Raw genomic sequence first — 19960 nt, forward strand, 5'->3', positions numbered from 1 at the left:
ATTTACTAGTTATTGAGATAAGACTATTTTATTTTTTTATTACGATATCGTACTGTTATAAAATTTTACGTTATATATTTAAACCTGAAACCACGCGTTACGGTTTTATCAATACCAAATCGACAAGCCAATCATCGCGACTATCCCTACACTAGTGACATAGAACACCATTGGCATCAGCGTATAGCGAATAATCTGACCTTCTTTACCGACTAAATTGACAACCGACGCCGCCGCGACCACGTTGACCACACAGATCATATTACCTGCGTTAGCCCCCAAGAGCTGCAAGGCTAGGATCCAATGCGTGGGTAAACCTGTTGCCAGCGCAGTCGTTTCCTGAAACTGCGCAAACATCATATTCGAAAACGTTGCAGAACCCGCTATAAAGCTCCCCAAAGCGCCGACAAACGGTGCGGCCATTGGCCAAGCGCCTTCAAATGTACCCGCGGCTAAGGCGGCTAACTCCATCGGCATCGATAATAAATCCGCGCCATTCTCGCCGGAGTTCAAGAAAATACGTACCATCGGTACGGATGCACCCAGTGCAATAATGGTTGGTAGCATAACCTTAAACGATCGCCCCCAAGCTAACCCGGCTTGCTCAATCGGCACGCGATGCAATAACAGGGTTACCAATGCCACTAAAATAAACAGCGTGCCAGGTAAATACAAGGGAACGAGCTTGGCCGAAATCTGGGTTGATAAAATCTGACTAAACTCTAGCTGCCAAGCCATCAACCAACCCTTAAAAGGCAAAAACTCTAACCGGCTTAACACCAAGACCAATGCCACGAGAACATAGGGTAACCAGGCCTGGTAAATGGACAAATGGGTGGTTTTGGCCTCAACCGCTAACGAAGACAAAGCCGGTGATTTTTCACCCCCCTGCATCACCACCGGCGCAGATGACACAGATGAAGGCATCGCATCGGCCGCTTCACGATCAGATTTAAATAACCAAATCTCTTTTGGCGTCAAAAAACCTTTTTTCGCAGCGATAACCGTAATAATCAAACCCATCAGACCGCCTAAAATCGCTGGAAACTCAGGCCCTAGGGTTTTAACGACCAATAAGGCAGATAAGGTATAGGAAAACCCGCCAAGCAATGCAAACCGCCAAGCGCCCAAACCTTCTCGCCAGCTTTTATTTTCACCAAAGAAACGGGTTAGAATCAACACCATAATTAACGGTAAAAAACTCGCCACAAACAAATCAATCGTGCTTGCGGTGACGGCAATTTGCATAATTTCTTCATATGTTGGGTTAGCCAACCCTTGGCCCATGCCGACAATCACCGGCGTACCAACCGCTCCATAAGACACCGCCCCACTGTCGGCAATTAAAGCCAATACCACGGCGGCCATCGCGGGAAATCCTAACGCCAACAATAAAGGGGCCACAATCGCCGCAGGCGTACCAAACCCACTCGCGCCTTCTAAAAACGCGACAAATAACCAACCAACGATGACGGTTTGTACTCGTCTATCCGGCGAAATTTGGGTAAACCCCGCCCGAATCACATCGACCGCGCCACTGGCTTTTAAGGTATTGAGCAGCACAATCGCACCGAATACAATAATCAAAATCGAGCTAGCAATGACCCAGCCCTCTATTACAGAGGCTGAAATTTGCAACAAAGGCACCTGCCAAATCGACCAGGCCAACACAGCCACCAATAACAGGCTCAGGCCCATTGCACGACTTGCTGGCATTCTTAAAATCACTAAAAAAAGCAATACCGCCAACACCGGCATGGCGGCCGTTAAACCTTGTAAAACGTTCATTAAAAGGCTCCAGAATAAGTGCGTCTTTCCCTACTACCAGGCTAGGCGGTAGGGATGGTTTTTTTGATTAGCTTATTTTTTCGATTTTTGTTTCGAAGATAAAGGTTTCGCCAGCGAGGGGGTGGTTGAAGTCTACTTTGATTTTATCGTCATGGAGTGCGACGACCGTACCAGGGATTTGATCGCCTGTTGGCGTATCAAATCCGACCACATCCCCGACTTTTAATGTCATATCGTCTGGAAACTCGGTCTTGTCAAGGTCATAAATATTAGCCGGGTCAGGGTAGCCAAAGCCGTCTTCTGGCGGCACAAAAAATTTGGCGCTAGTTCCTTCCTCAAGCCCAATAAGCAAGCTTTCTAAATTAGGAATCAGACTGCCGTCACCGATTTTGAATTCAAACAGTTCATCGACCTCGGTTTTATCGATTTCGGTTTCATCCATCAGCCGCATCGAATAGCTAATCGCGATTTGGCTGGTTTCGGTGACGCGCGCAAGCGGCTTGGTGTTTTCTGACATCTTCATATCCACAATATTAAATACAGCGATTAAGTACGACCAAAGAAACGGAAAGGTTCACGCGGAACATGACCACAGCGAATATGCCATTTTAGTTGATGGCTACAATCCCCACCGGCTGAACATTGCGCATGATGCACCGCTAACTCGCCATTGCGATGGGCTTGACGTAATACATAGCTGTAGCCTGTTGGGCATAGCTGTTCGGCTTGGGCGCGTAGTCGGCGGTTTTCAAATTTCATTGGCGGTTCATTACGGGTTATGCTAAGCAGAAACTCATCTTCTGCAAGCGTTTGAACACTAACGGGCGTACCGAGCGTGGTGGGTGTCTGGCTACAACCGGCCATAACAGCCAATGCGGGTGCTAACAATAATAAGGTCTTTAGGTTCATAGTGTTTCTTGATTGCTTCTTGGTTTCATTTTTAAGATTTGTGAGATTTTAACACAGCCCTGTTATTCAATTTTAGGGATATCCTGAACTAATTCAAGCTGGGCGCGTTCAACCAACGCCTCAGGCAGCTCTTTTTGCACTAAAACGCCAAGGTCTTTAAACTCGGCGGCTTGTTTAATCAGGTTTCCACGGCCAGTATAGAGTTGTAAGAAGGCTTTGTCATAGGCCTCTTTGGCCTTATCTAATTGAGTGCCGACCCCTTGTAAGCTAGCAATAAATCCGTTGAGTTTATTGTAAAACAGTTCAGCACGTCGCGCCAGTTCGGCGCTATGGGTGTTTTGTTGTGCAAACCGCCATAGCTGGCGCACGATTTGCACCGAGCTGAGTAAGGTGGAAGGCGTGGCAATCAGTAGATTCATTTTCATCGCTTCCTCGAGCAAACTGGGTTCCGCCTTAATCGCCTCGACGTAAGCGGATTCAATCGGCACAAATAAAATCACCACTTCGGGGGCGACCAGGCCTGGTAGTTTAAAGTAATCTTTATCCGATAGTTCTTTCATGCGATCTCGAAGCGCTTTAATATGGGCTTTTAACGCATCGCTCCTTGCGCTGTCGCCTTGTGCATTGACCATCCGACTATAGGCATTGAGCGAGGTTTTGGCATCCACGACTATATGCTTATTACCCGGTAAATAAATCACTACATCAGGTCGTTGACGCCCTTGGTCGCCTTGAATCGATACTTCACGTTGGTAGTCTCGCGGCGACACGAGCCCGGCGGATTCTAACACCCGCTCTAAAATCATTTCGCCCCAGTTGCCCTGCGCCTTGGTTTGACCTTGCAGCGCTTGAGTAAGCTGGTGGGCTTGATCGGATAAATTTAGGTTAAGTTTTTGCAAATTCTGTAATTCAAATTTCAGCGCCAAACGCTGTTCCGTTTCCGTTTTTTGAATTTGCTCAACTTGGGTTTTAAAGGCTTTGACATCCTGATGAAATGGCGATAACAAACTTGATAAACTGGTTTCAGTTTGTTGTTTAAATTGTTGATTGTTATTTTCAAATATAGCACGTGCGAGTTCCGAAAACTCCTGTTTAAGTCGTGTTTGTTGTTGCTCAAATTGTTGCTGTTTTTCTGCCAATTGGCTCTCTATGCGTCCCAGCGCAATCTCTACCTCTGTTTTCTGTTGTCGTGCGCTTTCGAGCGAGCAAGTTAGCGCCGCTGATTGGGTTTGCCAATGGTGTTTTTCAGCTTGCGCTAAGGCTAACTCGGTGGTTAATTGATGCTGTTTTTCCAACCAGGCCTGGTTGGCTTCAGCCAGGTTTTGCTGTTGTTGTTCCAGCGTGTTTTGCGCGGCTTGGAGCTGGTTTTTATGTTGTTGCGCTTGCTTCCAAAAATAGCCTGCCAAGCCGAAGGCGCTTAACAAGCCTATCCCGATAGCGACTTCAAATCCTGTCATAGTTTTTCCTGTTTTAATAAGCCATCACCGACATCGGCCATCATGGTTTCGCCTGTAGCGATATGTTGCCATTTATCTTGCTGGGTAAATACGATATCCATCGCAATAAATGGATATTCCTTGCGGAAAGCTTGGTAAAGCTGCTCTCGCACCTCGTCAAAGGCTTCAATACTATCCAATGAACTATCCGCACTGACTTTAAAATAAATATGCACCAACAAAAAGCGCCCCGTCACCACCAAACGCAATCGATATCCGTTATGCCTGTCTTGGCCAATTACCGCATCAATCAGGTCACGAATATTGTCTTCAATATCCTCACCAGGATGCTTGCCGACGATTTCATTCCACGCATCACGCATAATGCTCAGCGGCACGATAACAATTAACAACACCAACACGATCACCATCAGCGGATCAAAATAAGGAATCCAGGGCGCCCATTCGGTATCCTGTAATAAATAGGCCGCGACAAACACCAGCAACATCGCCGCTGAAATATAGCCATCCACCCACCAGTTTTTGGCATCAACCAGCGCTAAGGGTGACTGAGCACGTTTGCCCAGGCTACTCACCACCCAAGCCGAGGCAAAACAGCCAACGGTCGCAAGCAGCGCATAGATAATCGCCATATCCAGCACCACCGCTTTACCGCCGCCATACAAGGCTGCAAAGGCATTAAACAAGGCAAGCGCCAAGAGTGTAATGATCATCAAGCCCTTCGCCAGATTAATCATGGGCTCATACATCCAATAACCAAATGGATACTCATCATTACTCGGTTTCATCACCAACTGGGAAACACGAATCGTCAACAAGGCAATCAGTAAATGGATAAACGAATAGAGCCCATCGAGCATAATGGCATCGGAGGCACTGACAATCGCGAATCCCACGCCAATAATCACCATAAATACATTGCCCCAAACGGAGAAATTAAGGGCACGTTTTTCGAGTTTATTAAGAAGGACCTGGTGGCTTGACATCTTTAGAATTTCATCCGATTAAAAGGGTTTAAGCACCACAAGCACCAGCAGTGCGAAGGTAATAAACAAGGGGATTTCATTTGCCCAACGGTAATACACGCCGGAATGGTCTAGGTGCCCTGCTTGCATTTCCATCACACGTTTTCTCGCCCAGAAATGGTAGATAATTAACAATACGACCATCAACAGCTTTGCATGCAACCAGCCGCCACTAAACCCGAAGCCAAACCATAGACCAAAACCGGTAATTAATGTCAACACCATCATAATAGACATAAAATTCCACAGCTTGCGCGCCATAATCGCTAAACGATCAACCTGTTGCCCCGCCGCTTGACCTTCAACGAAATGGACAAAAATACGCGGTAAGTAAAAAATACCTGCCATCCATGACATCATAAACAATAAATGAAACACTTTTACCCATAAATACGCCATAAATCACTCCATTTCTATCAATTCATTACAAGAACGCTTTTTGAATCGGTATGATACTCCACTGGAAAAAAATTTTTACTGTTAACCAAGGATTTCTGATGAAAATTGAAAAAAACAAGGTCGCTCAAATTGACTACACCCTCACCAATTCACAATGTGAGTTATTGGATAAATCAGATGGCGAAGCGCTGGCTTATCTGCACGGTCATCACAACCTGATTGACGGGTTAGAAGCCGAGCTAGAAGGGAAATCAGCCGGTGACAAATTCACCGTGAAAGTCCCTGCCGCTAAGGCTTATGGTGAAGTTGAAGATTTTTTAATTCAGCAAGTGCCCAGTGACTTATTTGAAGGTGTTGAACAACTTGAAGTCGGCATGCGTTTTGAAGCGCAGTCAGATCAAGGAATGCAATCGGTTGAAATCACCGCGATTGATGGCGACATGGTTACCGTTGACGCTAATCACCCGCTGGCGGGTCAAGACTTAACCTTTGAAGTTGAAGTTATTGATGTGCGCGATGCGAGCGCCGATGAAATTGACCATGGTCATGCGCATGGTGTCGGCGGCCATCAGCACAATTAATTTAAGTCAATACAACCAAGCCTGGATCAACCAGGCCTGGTTACAAAACAGCCTCAAAACAGCCTATGACGCGCACCTTAATCCTTCGCAAATCGAACCGCGTTTTTGCGTCTTAGCTTGATCGCTTCAGGCGCTATTCGACCAGATGCGATGGCCGCGATGATTTTTTTATAATCTATCTTCAACTCGTGCGCTAGCTCCATTAAATCAAAATATTCAAAATCTACCGAATCCAATAGTCTAATGGGTTTATCAACATGGAGTTTTTGTTGCACCAAGCGCATCATGTGTGAAGGATCAAAACTAACCACTTCTTCGCTGACAAGGTCTGTCACTTGAATCGCTCTAAGCGAAATCAGTTCATCGATTATAAGGCGAATAGCCTTATCATCTAAACCCGCAATCAATTCCGCCTGCTCAAATACCCATTCGGTTGTAAGGTTACGTGTTCCTGCTAAACTTTTATGCAATAAAATTAATAAATTTGCCAAAGAAAGTAAAGGCGGTGTTTTAGCGGTGTTTTTAATCGCCACTTCATTCAACAAACGCATTCGCTTAACCAACGCACTAATAATCGCCTGCACCAAACGTGGCAAAGAGGCGATCAACTTGTCCAAATACGCCTTGTCAATTTCATACAAATCCGTATAGCCCATGGATACCGCTGATGCCGTGCGCGGCATATTGCCAATAATCGCCATCTCACCAAAACAGGTTCCGGTTTTTAATTCAGCCAGTACCACCTCTTTTTCCTTGTAATAGGATAGAATCTTTACACCCCCTTTACGCACAATATACGCTTTTTCGCCAGGATCACCTTCATGGAAAATCACTTGCCCTGGTTCAAAGGTTAATATCTTTGGTTGTTGCGGTGTGTCTGGCATAAGTATTCCTCAAAAGAAGTGAATTATTTTCGGTTCTTTTTTGTACGGGCTTTACGTTCGGCATCGCGTTGGGCTTTGAATGCGGTTTTTTCCTGTTCAATTTTCTGCGCCCTTTCAACTTCAAGCGCGACACCTGCTGGGGTTTCTAGGGTGTAGGCGCCTAATTTGCTATCGCGCAGCTCGTTAATCAGAATCCGGCTCACCTTATCCCAATCGACTGAGCCACCTTTGCCAACACAACCGCGCTTTTTGCCTATCGCTATCAAAAGATCTTCATCATGCTCGGGTAGAGGGCTTAAACCATAACGCGCTTCAAGCCGCTCAGGATAGGCTTTTAATAAAAAAGCGGCGGCAAACAATGCAATATCAGGGAACTCAAATGCAGTGTCCTTGATGCCGCCGGTGATGGCCAAGCGATAACCCGCTTCTGGTGGCGTCAGCTTGGGCCATAAAAACCCAGGGGTGTCGGTTAAGTAGAAATTATTAGCGAGTTTAATTTTTTGTTGAGATTTTGTCACGCCCGCTTCATTACCGGTTTTAGCAATCGTGCGCCCGGCTAGGGTATTGATCAGCGTCGATTTACCCACATTCGGAATGCCCATAATCAGCGCCCTTGCTGGGCGTATATTAAGATCACGTTCGCCAATTAACTCCACCGCCAACTTGAGCAAGGCTTTAATTTGCTCTGGATTTTGGTGACTGATCGGAATCGCACGAATTCCCTTTTGCTGTTCAAAATAATCCACCCATATTTGGGTGACAACTGGATCAGCCAAATCGGCTTTATTAAGAATTTTGATGCAGGGTGTATCCCCACGCAAGCCATTAACCAGAGGGTTTTCACTCGAAAACGGAATTCGCGCATCGAGCATCTCGATAATCACATCGACTTGCGGCATCACCTCGGCGATGTCTTTACGCGCCTTGTGCATGTGTCCTGGAAACCAATTGATGGCCATTATTTTTCTCTTTTTTTAAAGTAAGATATCGCTGTTTAAAGTATTAACGGGTTAATTTAAATTGTTTAATAGCCAATTATAGGCGATACGCTCTTGCTCTAGGCGGATATTCTTGCCAAAAGCACCTTGCTGAAGTTTTTGATAGAGCGCCTGCTCATCTGAAGTAAGCTGGGTTAAGTTAGCCTGAGTCGGTTGGGGTTCTTGCCCACAAAGAGGATGATGCGCCAACAAAGTCGCTTCATCCATCAACAGGCTTTGTGCTTGAGGTAAGACATGACGAAGCTGGTTAAGAATTGCAAAACCATGGGTGTCGATATCACCCCAATAGTGAATCGGCAAATCTTTTAACCAGGCCAACTGTGCCCAGTGTTCAAATCCAAACCCCTTGCCAAACAAAATCAAACTGTTAGGCCTGTCTGGAAACGCAAGGAAATTCACCTTGTTTTCAGTGATATAAACCTGCTCAATAGCATAATGAGCAGGGTCAAAATCGCGCCATTCGACAAATGGCGCGCTAAACGTTTTAAACCCCTGTAGCGATTGAGTTGGATCTAATAAGCGCGCTTGCAACTGTTCAGCCTGATCCAAAAAACCATAGCGCGCACAAAACTGTTTGGTTCCGCTAAAACTAGACTGAATCTGTTCGGGCGCTAAAACCAAATCCAAACAGCTGGCTAACACCGCCTTATGCGCTTCCAAAAACTTGCTATCCACCTCGGCTAAGGGTACCTGGCGCAAATAGATAGCGGGCTGTGGATGGGCTAAACGCCAACGAATAAAAGCGATGATCGACAACCAGGCCTGGTTATCATAAGCCAGCAGCTTGGCCGCTTGTTTTTGACAAAAAACCTTTAGCATCGGAAAAGCCTGAAGCAGTTGTTTCGCCTGTTTTCTGTAGTGCGCAAGCTCAGCCGTTCTGTTTAAAAACTGAGCCAAGGTGTCAATATTTTCAAATATAATCGCTTGCGGCAGGTCATTTTTACCCAAACTGGTACGTTTGGTTTGCCATTCAATCACAAAGGGCGGGTTATTGCGTTGCGCATAGGTTTGCACCCAACGCTTAACGGCCTCAAAATCCTGCAAAATCTGTTTATCCGTCGGTGGTTTTAAACCTATTTTTAAAGGAAAAAAACCGGATTCGCTGCTCAAACTGTCGGGCAAATAATGCGTCAACCAGCGTTTAGCCAACTTGCTTTTGATATCAGAAAGCGGTGTCATAAATAGATTAACCTTTGGCTTTATCTCGGTACTGTTCAATCGTTAGATTACGCAATAAAGATTCACGTCCCTCGCGGTTGGTTACAAAACCGACATTGGCAACATAGGGCTCAATCACATGGATTTTTTGTTTTGGCGTCACAATCAATAACTGCAAATTGAGCTGTTTAAACAACTCCAAACCAAAACGTGCTGAATCATCAGATCCACGTCCAAACGCCTCATCAATCACGACAAAGCGGAAGCTGCGCGATTTAACCTCACCCCACTCCAAGCCAAATTGATAGGCCAAGCTGGCCGCCAGTACGGTATAGGCGAGTTTTTCCTTCTGCCCACCTGATTTACCCGCCGAATCGCTGTAGTGTTCGTGTTCCGTATCGTCTTCACGATAACGCTCTGACGCCGAGAACTGATAGAAATTGCGCACATCAGTGACCTTGGCTGTCCAGCGTTTATCCAAATCAACCAGGCCCTCGCGGCCAGCAAAGCGATCAATCAGCGCCTTAACCTGCAAAAACTTGGCTTCGCTGTACTGTTCGTCTTGCGAACCCGTTAGGGTGTTTTCGGTGCAAACCTCTAGTTCTTGATAAAAGGCTTTAATTTCCGCATCGAGATTAGGGGCTACTTCGAGTCGAATAAAACGCCCAGGATTGTAATCAATATCGGCGAGTGACTGGTTGATTTTGTCAATCCGCTCTTTAATTTCCAGCTGCGCCTGTTTAAGCTGCACCTTGAAATGCGAAATTTGGTTAATCGTGTTTTGGTTCAACTGCTCCTTAAATCGCGCCTCAAAACGCGGCAAATCATCCGACATCAGCTGGTTGAGCAAGCTTTCAAATTCACTCAAGCCGGCTATATCGGCTGAAAAATCCTTGGTTTCAGCTGGATAGTCATGGCAGAAATCATTAATGCGTCCAACCAGCTTGGTTTGCAACCGCTCCAGACTCGCGCGCAATTTATTGATTTCGTATTGAATTTTAGCCCGCATATCGCTTTGACGCGGCTCAATACTCTCAACACGCTGCGCGTGCAATTGCCAATCCGTTTGCACTTGGTTTAAGGCATCGCGTAAACCAGCCGCGAACCGCCCTGCTTGTGTTTGCTGTGCCAATAGTGCCTGTGTCTGGCTTAAATCAGCCGCCAGCGCGTCTAGTTTGGATTGAATATCACCCAGCTCACGATGACGCTGGCTCAAACCGTCTTCGGTTTGGTGAATGTCTTTCTCTAAAGCTTCAAGCTGCTGTTGTAACAGCTTAAGCTGGTCATGACTGGCTTCTAACTCGGCTTTTTCAGCGAGCAGTTTATCGAGTAGGCTCACCCATTTTTGCCAATTCAACTCCTCAAAATCTTGATACTGCCCCAGCTTCGTTAAGGCGGTAAACTGCTGCTTTAACGCTTGCGCTTGCTGCTTAAGCTTTTCGAGTTCAGATACCCGTTTGAGCATCGCTTGTTGCAAGCCTTTCGCTTCTTGCTCTAAGGCGGCTATTTTGTCTTGGTTTGACCAGCCCAATACATAAAAACGTCGATCATTCAAAGCACGACGGTCGTCTTTCTCGTGACGTTGATCACCGGATTTAACCTGACCTTGCAAGGTCACCGCTTGCTTTTCACGCCGAAAATCCACTAAGGACTCACAACATGCATAATCAAACCGCTTAGCCAGCTGCAGGGTCAAATAATCATAAAATTCGCTATCCGGCTTAATCGACAGCTTGCGTACTAAGGATTGGGGGTGCAAGCTAACCAGGCCTGGTTGCTGGGCATCGGTTTTCACCCGATAATAAACCAAGCGCCCTTTTAATTGCGTGCGCTCCACCCAATCAGACACAGCGGCATAATGTCGCTCTGGCACCAACAGCGATAGCGCAAAATTATGCAAAATACGCTCAATCGCGCCTTCCCAGGCCTGGTCTTCTTCGCGAACTTGCAATAACTCTCCGACAAACGGCATGTCTGCCTCATCCAAATCCAGCGCCTGACACAAGGCTTGGCGAATGAGAATTTGGCTCTCATCAATATTGTTTTTGCGTTTTTTCAACGATTGGATTTGATTGTCCAACTCGCTGTAGGCTTTACGCTGATGACGAAACTCAAATTCCAACTCTTGCTGTTGATGCTGACATTCGATTTGCTGTTGCTCAACCTGCGTGGCCGCTTGGTTAATCTCAACACGGGTTTGCGCAAATGCCACGCCATCCTGCGGCAACCCCAAGCTCACCTGTTCAATTAAATGCTGATAATCTTTCGACTTACGCTCGCATTTTTGTTTGGTCACCTGGGCTTCAGCAATCGATTTTTGCAATGCTGCTAGACGATCACCGCCCTGATCACTGATAGCTTGTTTTAGCGCATCGCGCTGGGCTTGTTGGTCTTGCTTAGTCTGTTGAAACTGTTCAATTTGGGCTTGAGCGCGGATTAAATCGGTTTGTAGGCTTTGCTCACGCTTTTCTAATAACGCTGATTTTTGTTCAGCAAAAAAGCCTTCAAGCGCCTCACGCATCGCTTCCCAGTGCGCCTGTTCGGTTTGTAATCCAGTATAACGCTGGCCATCTGCCACCATCGGCGCTAACAATTCCACCTGATGCTTGGCCTTCAGCACGAGCTGATGGGCTTGATTCAGATCATCAAAATGACGAATTAATGCCTCCACTTTCTGCGCCGACTGGGTTTGCTCAAGCATATGTTCACGCACAAAGTCAGTCAGATTGCCCACCTGCTTCATCGACACGGTTTGATGAAATAGTTCTAGGGCCTGTTCATTCTTTAAGCCAAAGCGTTTACGAAAACCGCCGGCATAGTCTTTGTAACTGTCAAACAATTCGATTAATTGGCTGTCACGCAAACGCTTGCGCAACGCATTCATGTCTTTGCCGAAATTGGAAAAATCTTCGACTATGCTTAACGCTTTGTCGGCCACCACAAAAAATTTCGCCGGTTGGTTTTGACCTTCTTTCAACCAAAAAACCTGCGCAATCGTTACCCATTGATCATAGCCTTGGTTGTAAAACACCCCCAGAATCACAGAATACTGACTGGCATCACGCAAGGCTTCCTGCTTGGCACCCAATTCACCGCGAGTAGAACGAAAATAACCCATCACATAGGAGCGCAAAGAGCGTTCCTTGGCATCCGCACCTGCCGCTTTGTTATACGAAATTCGATGCGCCGGCACTAACAAGGTGGTCACCGCATCCACCAAGGTAGATTTACCTGACCCTATATCACCGGTCAATAACGAATTGTGACCGTTTAGAGTGAGCGTATAGACCTTGTTATGAAATGTCCCCCAATTAAACACCTCCAATCGGTGCAACCGAAAACCAGCCTGGGTATTATCATCACTAAAATCTAACAGGGTATCTTGCATGGGATTCATTTTGTTTTTCCTTAATGTTACAACCGTCACACAGACAATATTTGGTGACTAGCTAATTGGCTCACTGTGTATTTCGGCCAGTAAACTCGCCAATTCTTGATGATTAATTTTGGACTTATAGTGAATGTCTAATCCGTGTTCCAGCGCCTTCAAATCCCTAAAGAACGCTTTGGCGGCGTTGATTTTTATTTGCTCACTCGGTGGAATCTCACCATGCGTATCGTAACCTTTGGTTTCCACCACTAAGTAGAGCGTTTTTTGACCCTTCTGATTCACAACATAACCAAAATCCGGGTTGTAGGTGCCATTTGGAACAGGAATTTTTATCTTTGGCAGTTTTGCAAATACGGTAATACTGTTATCAATCGACTCTTCAATCGTGTCTTCCTCTATTTCGCTGTCCACCTCAATGAACTCTTCGTCATACAGTGATTTGGCACGCACCGTTGTCAGTTTAGAAATATCAAAATCATCGCGTCCACACGCCCCCTTATTGATAAAGGCTAAAACATGACCGTTTGAACCCGTCAAGCTGGTCGCTTTAGTGCGGATTTCTTTGATGTCATAACTGATTTTATTCACAATCAACGCATATAACTCGCGCAGAATAATCGCCTTTAACTGAACCAATGCCTGATTTTCATTCCGCGCAATCATCGAAAACTGCGCTTGCGGCATATTTTTTAGAAGGGTCGCTACCGATTTAAAACTCAGCTGTGTCGCATTCGCCAAGGCTTTGACAAACTCATATAAATTAAACACAGCCTGATAATCCAAGGCTTTATAGTCAGAGGTCGCCTCAGAAACACCCGTTTCAACCTGTTTATACCGAGTGGTTTGAATCTGAATTTGTTCGACTTTAAACTCGGCAGCAATAGCCTGACCGACTAGCGTAATAAATACTTCCGAATCTATATCAAACTTCAACTCCGCATCACGGTTCAGGTTATCCCAAAGGGTTTTAAAGTGTTGATTGAACTTGTCAGCATGCACTTTAATCTGCTTAGGTTGTTGGCGTGATTTATCTTTTGCCCGCACTTTTGATTCGGTTATAAACACATCGTTAAAGAAACTCGCCAAGGAATTGGCATCAAAGTCGGTTACTTTCTTATGCGCTTCAATCGCCGTTAAAACGTCATTCCAAGCAGCTTTAAATTGAGCTCTAGTAGCGATAATGTGGGCTTTATCTTCATCATCCAATTCCACCAAACTCAATTCTTCCAAAATATCAATCACCACACAAGCTTGTCGAATTGAGGGCACGACTTTTTGTTCAACTAATAAGTTCGCGTCAAACACCCTCTCGCGGATCGCCAAACTTTTCGCCGCGATTTCATCTTGAATCGACTTCACAAAATCGCCTTCGGTTGAAGGCACAATCACATTCAACTCATTCACAAAATCAAAACTATCGTGTGTGCGGGTAATACGTTGACCGGATTGCTCCACCGCTAAACGCAGACCTCGGCCTATTTGTTGCAACTTGGTTATTTTTGAGTTACTGGGCGCGAGTTTACACAGTGTAAAAATATTTGGATTATCCCAGCCTTCTTGTAACGCCCACATCGAGAAAATAAAGCGAAGATCCGAATCGAACGACAGTAATTCTTCCTTACGATTCAAAATAAGATCAATTTCATCCTGTAGATCCTTGTCTTTATTCGACTTAGCAAAATAACCTTGATGCACCTTGCTAATATCATTTTGAGTACGCTCTAAATAGGTGCGATAAGCCGGCGATAAATCCTCTTTTGCTAACACTTCCGCTATTTGCTCGGCATAGAGTTTTTCAAACTTTTTCACCAATACACCAGTCTCACCTGAATCCAATAGATACTTACCGACCGAATCAATAAAAAACAACGTCAGTGCTTTAATACCCATGTCAAACAACCGCCCTTCGCGCTCAAAATGCGCCACAAGGGTTTGGCGGATAATCTCAGTTTGAATCTCGTCCAATAACATACCGTAAGAAGTGGCGTTTTCTTCACCTAAGGGCAAGCTAAAACCGTTGGTAAACAACACTTCCGACTTACTGATGAGCTCCACCACATAGCCGTTAAGATAAGAAATATCGGTTTTTTCGCCAAGATTATCGCCCTTCATTAACCAGGCCTGGTTGTTTTTAGAGGCAATATCTTTAAACAAAATCTGCGCTTGATAATCGGCCTGCTTCGCACCTTTTACTTGTTTTAACACTAAAGAATGGGCATCGACCTGCTCATTGCCAATCGTGTCTACGGTAATGCTTTTCACCAGCCCTTTTTTAAACGCCGTCACGCTATCTAATGTATATATCAGATTTTTATAAGTCTGTTTATTCGCATCTTCTTTAAAGGTCGCGCCAAAGCGCAAGGTAAACAAGGGATTGAACTTTTCAATATTTTTGGCAGTATTTTTGCCTTCAAAACGGTGCGGTTCATCAATAATAATCACCGGACGCAAAGCGGCAATCGCCTCCATATAACTGGTAGCACGACCATTTATACCAGGTAAGCCTTGTTCTACCGCTTTTTTATGAATCACATTGCTGGCTTTATTAAACGCCTGATAGGTCGAAATCATCACCGAGATGTTTTCAGCACTGGCATGTGCAAAACGAAACACATTTTCCGGCGTATATTCAAACACCGAAAGCGGACGATAACCCTCGATTTTGGAAAAGAACTCTTGGGTGATTTTCAGGTTTTTAAGTGTGCCTTGACGAATCGCGGTACTCGGCACCAAAATCAAAAACTTGCTTAAACCATACAGCTGATTCAAACGGTACATGCTTTCAATAAAGGTAAATGTTTTACCCGTGCCGGTCTCCATCAAAACATCCAACGTTAAGCGTGTATTAAGGGTCAACGCCCCCTCATCCACACTATTGGTTTCACGCACCGCATTCAGGTTACGCTCAAGTTGTTTGAACAGCAAACCGTTAAAATAATCGGGGTCACGCGACCGTTTAATCGCCTTACCTTCGTCCGGGTCATCCCAAAACAGCAAAGGATTGGCTTGTTCAAAGCCATTTTGCGGCCTAAAGGTGATATTTTTAAACACATCACACACCGACTGCACGGCCTGTTCTTGATAGTCTAAACGCTCAAACTGTAATTTTAATTTGCTGGTGCTTTTGTTCATATCCAGCCCCTTAACCACGGAATCTTAAACGTGACTCATCCAAGCCCATTTGTAATAACGCAGGCTTGAGTTCTTGGCTGAATTGATCACGCTTGGGGCCGGAAATATTCGGCGAGTAGATGCTCACATACTCCACCCGGTTTTGTGTTTGACTCAACTGGGTCTTGATGTCACTTATCGGCAAATCATTCAAAATCAACAACACATTCGCCGCTTGATAGAGCGCATTTTCAACCAACGGAATAATCGGCGTAGAAAGCGGTAATTTTTCCGCCAATAACAAGTTGATCAAAATAGTGGGGAGCGAAGCTTCTAGTGTTTCAGAGGACAGCGCTATTTCTAACTGGGCTAAATCCTCAGGCGTGACTTGGTGCAAAGGTTTATAAAATTGCTGCATCGGGTCATCGGCAATGGCAAATGCTTTAAAACCTATATCCAATGTTTGAATAGCTTGCTTATCGGCATGGTCTTTTTTGACTTTTTCACCCGCACGGCGCAAACGCTCGGCTGTGATTTCAAAAATCGTTGCTTCCTTTTTGCCTAGCGTTTTCGTGACAAATTCATACGCATCTTTTTGTTTTTTCGGATCAATCGCTTCGGGAAGTTGCACTAGAATAAACTTACGGTTTCCACCATCTTCTGCATTCAACTCCATCACCGCTTGACCCGTAGTGCCGGAACCGGCAAAGAAGTCTAAAATTACTTCCGTTCCACTGCTTTGTAGGCTGCCAAGCAATGCTTTTAATAACGATGATGATTTTGGTCTGGAAAATAGGCTTTTTTGTTCAAACAATTTTTCTAGTTCAACTCCACCATCACTTTTAGTCGATAAGATTGAGCGTAATAACATATCATTTACATCGTCTAAATATTTTATTGAGCTTGGTTGAGTATTTTCATCTTTGGCAAACCAAATATTTCCACATCGAGAAGAGCCATCGTGGAGTGTTTCAATATTTTCATAAACTCCATTTTTTAATCCTGCAGCTTTGTTAAATGTGGTCTCAGTCCACCGCCAACCACGATCAGGAATACTTACAGGTTTTCTGGTAACTGGATGAAGAATTTCATAACGTGGACCAAAAGTATCTTGATTTGGCCAGCTCATGTTAATCTTTCCCCAAATACGGTAGTCTATATCTAAAGAGTTGTATAACGTTATTCCACGGTCATAACCATTCTTCTTATAAAGTTTTTTTAGCTCTTTTTCTGCTTGAGCAATAGGCAGCTCATCTTTTTTAAGCTTTTCAACAAGCTCATAAACATCATCTAAACCTTCTTTACGCATTAAAAATTTATGTTTGAAAGCTGTATCTTTAGCATAAAGAAAAATGTATTCATGAATATTACCAATTCCTTTATCATTTTTAGGCACTCTTTTATTCCAAGTAATACACTCAACAAAATTCTGCTCACCGAACACTTCATCACAGAGCAGTTTTAGATTGGCTTGTTCATTTTCATCAATCGAGATAAAAATCACACCGTCTTCTTTCAATAAATCACGCGCCAATAATAAGCGCGGAAACATAAAACTCAACCAGCCGCTGTGGGTGCGTGCGCCTTGAATATTCTGAATATAGTCTTTGTATTCCGGGCTATAACCGAGCTCGTCCAAAATCGCATCTTCAGTTGCAGTGAAGTTGTCGCGATAGATAAAGTTTTCACTTTTGGTGTTGTAAGGTGGGTCAATGTAGATCATTTTGACCTGTTCAAAATAACTGGCTTTGAGCAGTTTCAGCGCTTCAAGGTTATCGCCTTTAATTAGAATATTGCCTGTGCTGTCGGCCAGAAAATCGCCACGGTCATTCAGCTTACTGTCCTCGGCTAGGGGTTGCAAAATTTTGGCCTGTTTCACATAGGCTTGGTGATAAGCTTCTTTTTTGCCCACCCAATTGAGTTCATAGCCGTTTTCTTCAAACCTCGCCTTTGGGTCTAAAGCCAGTTTAAGTTTATCGGTATTAATAACCAATTCGCCATCTTCGCCGGTAGAGACGATACCTGGGAAATTTTGTAAAAATAGAGCAAGATTACGTTCTTGAATCGATTCTTGCTCAATGACGTTTTTTTCAACTGTGTTCATGTTAATACATCCCTTTTATTTTGTTTCCTTCGGCATAGGCTTGATATTCAGCTAGGCGTTGCTGCAGCTGGTCTAGCCATTGGCTATCTACAAAGCCGGCAAGAATGCGGCGCACTTCATAGGTTTGGGGTGCGCCCTCATAGGCAAGCTTGCGTTTTTTCAGAAAGCCTAACTCCACCACCTTATTGACATGGGTTTGAAGCTGGTCGATTAATTTGGCTTCGTTACTGCCCGCCGGTAAAAACGACAGTAAATCCTGTTGTAAGTCTTCAAACTCTAACACCAACCGCGTATCATTCCCCATCGCATCGAACGCCAACAGGCGTTTACGCAATATCGCCAACAACATACTGACCGCAAACGACAAGGGGCGCCGGGTGACCAGTTTAGGCAAATCCGCTTGATCGTCATCCTGCCCGGCATGCATCAACCAAGCATAGCCCTCTTCCTCAAACAACCTGAGCGCCAAGCCCAGAACGCTCAAATAATCACGCGCAGGGGTTTGCAGCTTGATTAAATCCTGCCAAAGCGTTTCTTGTTCATCACGATAAACCACCCCTTTTAACAGCGCAATCAATACCACCGACAATCGATTATCCTGCTCCGTTTTCGCTAGTTCCATATGGTTTCCTTATCTCAGTTTCTTTATCTCAATCTGTATGTTTTACCCTATCCTCAGCGCCGAGTATAGATAACTCTGGGTAACCAGGCCTGGCGTTGTTGGTCTTCACTATTTTGCCATTGAATCAGGTCTTGCTGTGATTCATCAATAACACCCGCAAAACGCGCGTCTGGCTCTTGTTGGCTGGCGAGCGATAAATAACCAATTAATTCGGCCACACCCAAGCTTAATGGATGATTTTGCAAGACTTCGGGGAGATTAACTTGTGATTGGGTTTGCAGAAGGCGCTCAATTTGGTCTTTTAATCGAATCTCATCAACAAACACCTGATCGAATAGGCTATCAACATTGACCTCTTCGCCAGCATCGCTTTCAACACTAGCGTTAAAATCTTGCACTAAAGGCACGTTAAACAAGCTGCGCTCCATCGGCAAATCAATCGCCATTTTGGGCAGATCAATAGTCATAAAACTGGCAAATTCACCTGTAATTTGTGCATTCGCGGGTAAGTGCGGTTTCAGTTCAACCGCTTGGCGCAATAAATTATCAATTTTCTGCACCAAGCGTTTATTTTCAAGGTAGGCCTGATTGTCCAAGAACCGACGCAATTGTTGCGATAGTTTGGACACCACGCGCTGGGTTTGTTCACCCGCTTCCAACCAATCATAGTGTATTTTTTTCAACGCCTTATCGGGTTGCAGCGTTTGTATCGAATCCAGTTGAAATACTTTTTCAAGTGACGCCGTTAACTCATTTTGGCTTTGGGTGGACATTAAAAAATCCCAGAAAGCGCGGAAGCTCTTACCCTGATCCGAGTCACCAATCGCATCCTGCTCACCAAACACTGCTTCGAGCAATTGCCCTTTGCCCTGATCCCAGCCAGCGATTTTTTCGCGCACGGATTGATCCAGTTCACGAAAGTTTTGCTCCACCTGTCTAAAATCGGCCAACAGCTCACGCGCTACCTGCGAAAACTGTAAAAAACGATCACGCAATGCGGTGTCGTCCATCAACTCAAACTGGCCGGCTTCTAAGGCTTGAATTTCAAGATCAATCTTAGCTTTTCGCTGTTTCAGCTCGGCTAAACGTACCTCAGCACTCTCCTCTGAACCTGTCACCATTTGTTTGAGCAGGTCAAACAGCATCAGCAAACGCGATTCGGTACCGACAAAACTCGCTTGATTGAGTCCATTGAGCCAACCTATCGCTTTTTCAGTACCGGGTGTTAGATCAAATGCCGCCTCATCAGAATTGCTTGGATAAAACTTGCGTAGCCAGCCCTTGTCATTGTGCGCCCAATCTTCGAGATACTGATGCGGCGATTTGGGAAAACTTTTCTCACCCTCGCTCAAACGCAAGTGATACAAAAAATCATCTAGCATCAACACTAGCTCCGACTGCTTGACGCTGCGCAAGTTCGGCAAGATAAATGCCTGATGCAAAAAACTAACAATCAGCGGCGCATTATCGGCGCGCATCAAACGCCAGGCCGGATGGCTCTGGCGCAGTTTTTTTAAGTATGAATAATCCAAA

Annotated in this window: 15 protein-coding genes; 1 reads left to right on the plus strand and 14 read right to left on the minus strand. The window is 45.0% G+C overall.

The genetic code is table 11. The features are described from left to right. Positions 1–108: 108 nt before the first annotated feature. The 6 genes from NA59_RS00455 to NA59_RS00480 all read right to left on the minus strand — a co-directional run bounded on the left by NA59_RS00455 (position 109) and on the right by NA59_RS00480 (position 5578). Entirely contained in the window at positions 109–1788 is a 1680-nt protein-coding gene (locus tag NA59_RS00455) for an L-lactate permease (protein ID WP_044406569.1), read from the minus strand. Positions 1789–1855: 67 nt separating this feature from the next. Next, entirely contained in the window at positions 1856–2305 is a 450-nt protein-coding gene (locus NA59_RS00460) for an FKBP-type peptidyl-prolyl cis-trans isomerase (protein ID WP_044406251.1), read from the minus strand. Positions 2306–2334: 29 nt separating this feature from the next. Further along, positions 2335–2697, minus strand: a complete 363-nt coding sequence (locus NA59_RS00465; protein ID WP_044406254.1) for a hypothetical protein — start codon at positions 2695–2697, stop codon at positions 2335–2337. 62 nt (positions 2698–2759) lie between these two features. Further along, positions 2760–4154 (minus strand): DNA recombination protein RmuC, encoded by a 1395-nt coding sequence (rmuC, locus tag NA59_RS00470; RefSeq protein ID WP_044406257.1) that lies wholly within the window; start codon positions 4152–4154, stop codon positions 2760–2762. After that, the gene (locus NA59_RS00475; RefSeq protein WP_083944806.1) at positions 4151–5140 is read right to left on the minus strand and encodes a cation diffusion facilitator family transporter; all 990 of its coding nucleotides are present in this window, start codon (positions 5138–5140) and stop codon (positions 4151–4153) included. The genes rmuC and NA59_RS00475 overlap by 4 nt, the downstream gene beginning before the upstream one ends. Before the next feature lie 18 nt (positions 5141–5158). Further along, positions 5159–5578, minus strand: a complete 420-nt coding sequence (locus tag NA59_RS00480) for a CopD family protein (RefSeq protein WP_044406262.1) — start codon at positions 5576–5578, stop codon at positions 5159–5161. Positions 5579–5676: 98 nt separating this feature from the next. On the opposite strand from NA59_RS00480, the gene NA59_RS00485 reads away from it, so the two are divergent. Continuing rightward, entirely contained in the window at positions 5677–6159 is a 483-nt protein-coding gene (locus tag NA59_RS00485; protein ID WP_044406264.1) for an FKBP-type peptidyl-prolyl cis-trans isomerase, read from the plus strand. Positions 6160–6236: 77 nt separating this feature from the next. On the opposite strand, the gene NA59_RS00490 is transcribed toward NA59_RS00485, so the two are convergent. The 8 genes from NA59_RS00490 to NA59_RS00525 are packed head-to-tail and all read right to left on the minus strand — an operon-like array spanning position 6237 to position 19959. Next, on the minus strand, positions 6237–7043 hold the full coding sequence (locus NA59_RS00490; protein WP_044406267.1) for a cyclic nucleotide-binding domain-containing protein: 807 nt from the start codon (positions 7041–7043) through the stop codon (positions 6237–6239). Positions 7044–7066: 23 nt separating this feature from the next. Beyond that, on the minus strand, positions 7067–8002 hold the full coding sequence (gene ylqF, locus NA59_RS00495; RefSeq protein WP_044406271.1) for a ribosome biogenesis GTPase YlqF: 936 nt from the start codon (positions 8000–8002) through the stop codon (positions 7067–7069). A gap of 51 nt (positions 8003–8053) precedes the next feature. Further along, positions 8054–9220 carry a Wadjet anti-phage system protein JetD domain-containing protein gene (locus NA59_RS00500; protein WP_044406274.1) on the minus strand — a complete coding sequence of 389 codons (1167 nt, stop codon included), beginning with the start codon at positions 9218–9220 and terminating at the stop codon, positions 8054–8056. Positions 9221–9227: 7 nt separating this feature from the next. Beyond that, entirely contained in the window at positions 9228–12596 is a 3369-nt protein-coding gene (locus NA59_RS00505; RefSeq protein WP_044406277.1) for an ATP-binding protein, read from the minus strand. A 48-nt stretch (positions 12597–12644) separates the two neighbouring features. Next, complete coding sequence (locus NA59_RS00510) at positions 12645–15722, minus strand: restriction endonuclease (RefSeq protein WP_044406280.1); 3078 nt, start codon at positions 15720–15722, stop codon at positions 12645–12647. Between the two features lie 10 nt (positions 15723–15732). After that, positions 15733–17805, minus strand: a complete 2073-nt coding sequence (locus NA59_RS00515) for a site-specific DNA-methyltransferase (RefSeq protein ID WP_044406284.1) — start codon at positions 17803–17805, stop codon at positions 15733–15735. Position 17806: 1 nt separating this feature from the next. Further along, entirely contained in the window at positions 17807–18427 is a 621-nt protein-coding gene (locus NA59_RS00520; protein WP_044406287.1) for a DUF4194 domain-containing protein, read from the minus strand. 53 nt (positions 18428–18480) lie between these two features. Beyond that, positions 18481–19959 carry a DUF3375 domain-containing protein gene (locus NA59_RS00525; RefSeq protein ID WP_044406291.1) on the minus strand — a complete coding sequence of 493 codons (1479 nt, stop codon included), beginning with the start codon at positions 19957–19959 and terminating at the stop codon, positions 18481–18483. Between the last annotated feature and the right edge of the window lies 1 nt (position 19960).

Origin of the sequence: Thiomicrospira microaerophila (assembly GCF_000934765.1) — a bacterium.
Lineage (GTDB): Bacteria > Pseudomonadota > Gammaproteobacteria > Thiomicrospirales > Thiomicrospiraceae > Thiomicrospira > Thiomicrospira microaerophila.

Excerpts from the sequence above, each read along its gene's own strand:
- NA59_RS00455 (WP_044406569.1), bottom strand. The coding sequence starts at position 1,788 with ATGAACGTTTTACAAGGTTTAACGGCCGCCATGCCGGTGTTGGCGGTA.
- NA59_RS00460 (WP_044406251.1), bottom strand. The coding sequence starts at position 2,305 with ATGTCAGAAAACACCAAGCCGCTTGCGCGCGTCACCGAAACCAGCCAA.
- NA59_RS00465 (WP_044406254.1), bottom strand. The coding sequence starts at position 2,697 with ATGAACCTAAAGACCTTATTATTGTTAGCACCCGCATTGGCTGTTATG.
- rmuC (WP_044406257.1), bottom strand. The coding sequence starts at position 4,154 with ATGACAGGATTTGAAGTCGCTATCGGGATAGGCTTGTTAAGCGCCTTC.
- NA59_RS00475 (WP_083944806.1), bottom strand. The coding sequence starts at position 5,140 with ATGTCAAGCCACCAGGTCCTTCTTAATAAACTCGAAAAACGTGCCCTT.
- NA59_RS00480 (WP_044406262.1), bottom strand. The coding sequence starts at position 5,578 with ATGGCGTATTTATGGGTAAAAGTGTTTCATTTATTGTTTATGATGTCA.
- NA59_RS00485 (WP_044406264.1), top strand. The coding sequence starts at position 5,677 with ATGAAAATTGAAAAAAACAAGGTCGCTCAAATTGACTACACCCTCACC.
- NA59_RS00490 (WP_044406267.1), bottom strand. The coding sequence starts at position 7,043 with ATGCCAGACACACCGCAACAACCAAAGATATTAACCTTTGAACCAGGG.
- ylqF (WP_044406271.1), bottom strand. The coding sequence starts at position 8,002 with ATGGCCATCAATTGGTTTCCAGGACACATGCACAAGGCGCGTAAAGAC.
- NA59_RS00500 (WP_044406274.1), bottom strand. The coding sequence starts at position 9,220 with ATGACACCGCTTTCTGATATCAAAAGCAAGTTGGCTAAACGCTGGTTG.
- NA59_RS00505 (WP_044406277.1), bottom strand. The coding sequence starts at position 12,596 with ATGAATCCCATGCAAGATACCCTGTTAGATTTTAGTGATGATAATACC.
- NA59_RS00510 (WP_044406280.1), bottom strand. The coding sequence starts at position 15,722 with ATGAACAAAAGCACCAGCAAATTAAAATTACAGTTTGAGCGTTTAGAC.
- NA59_RS00515 (WP_044406284.1), bottom strand. The coding sequence starts at position 17,805 with ATGAACACAGTTGAAAAAAACGTCATTGAGCAAGAATCGATTCAAGAA.
- NA59_RS00520 (WP_044406287.1), bottom strand. The coding sequence starts at position 18,427 with ATGGAACTAGCGAAAACGGAGCAGGATAATCGATTGTCGGTGGTATTG.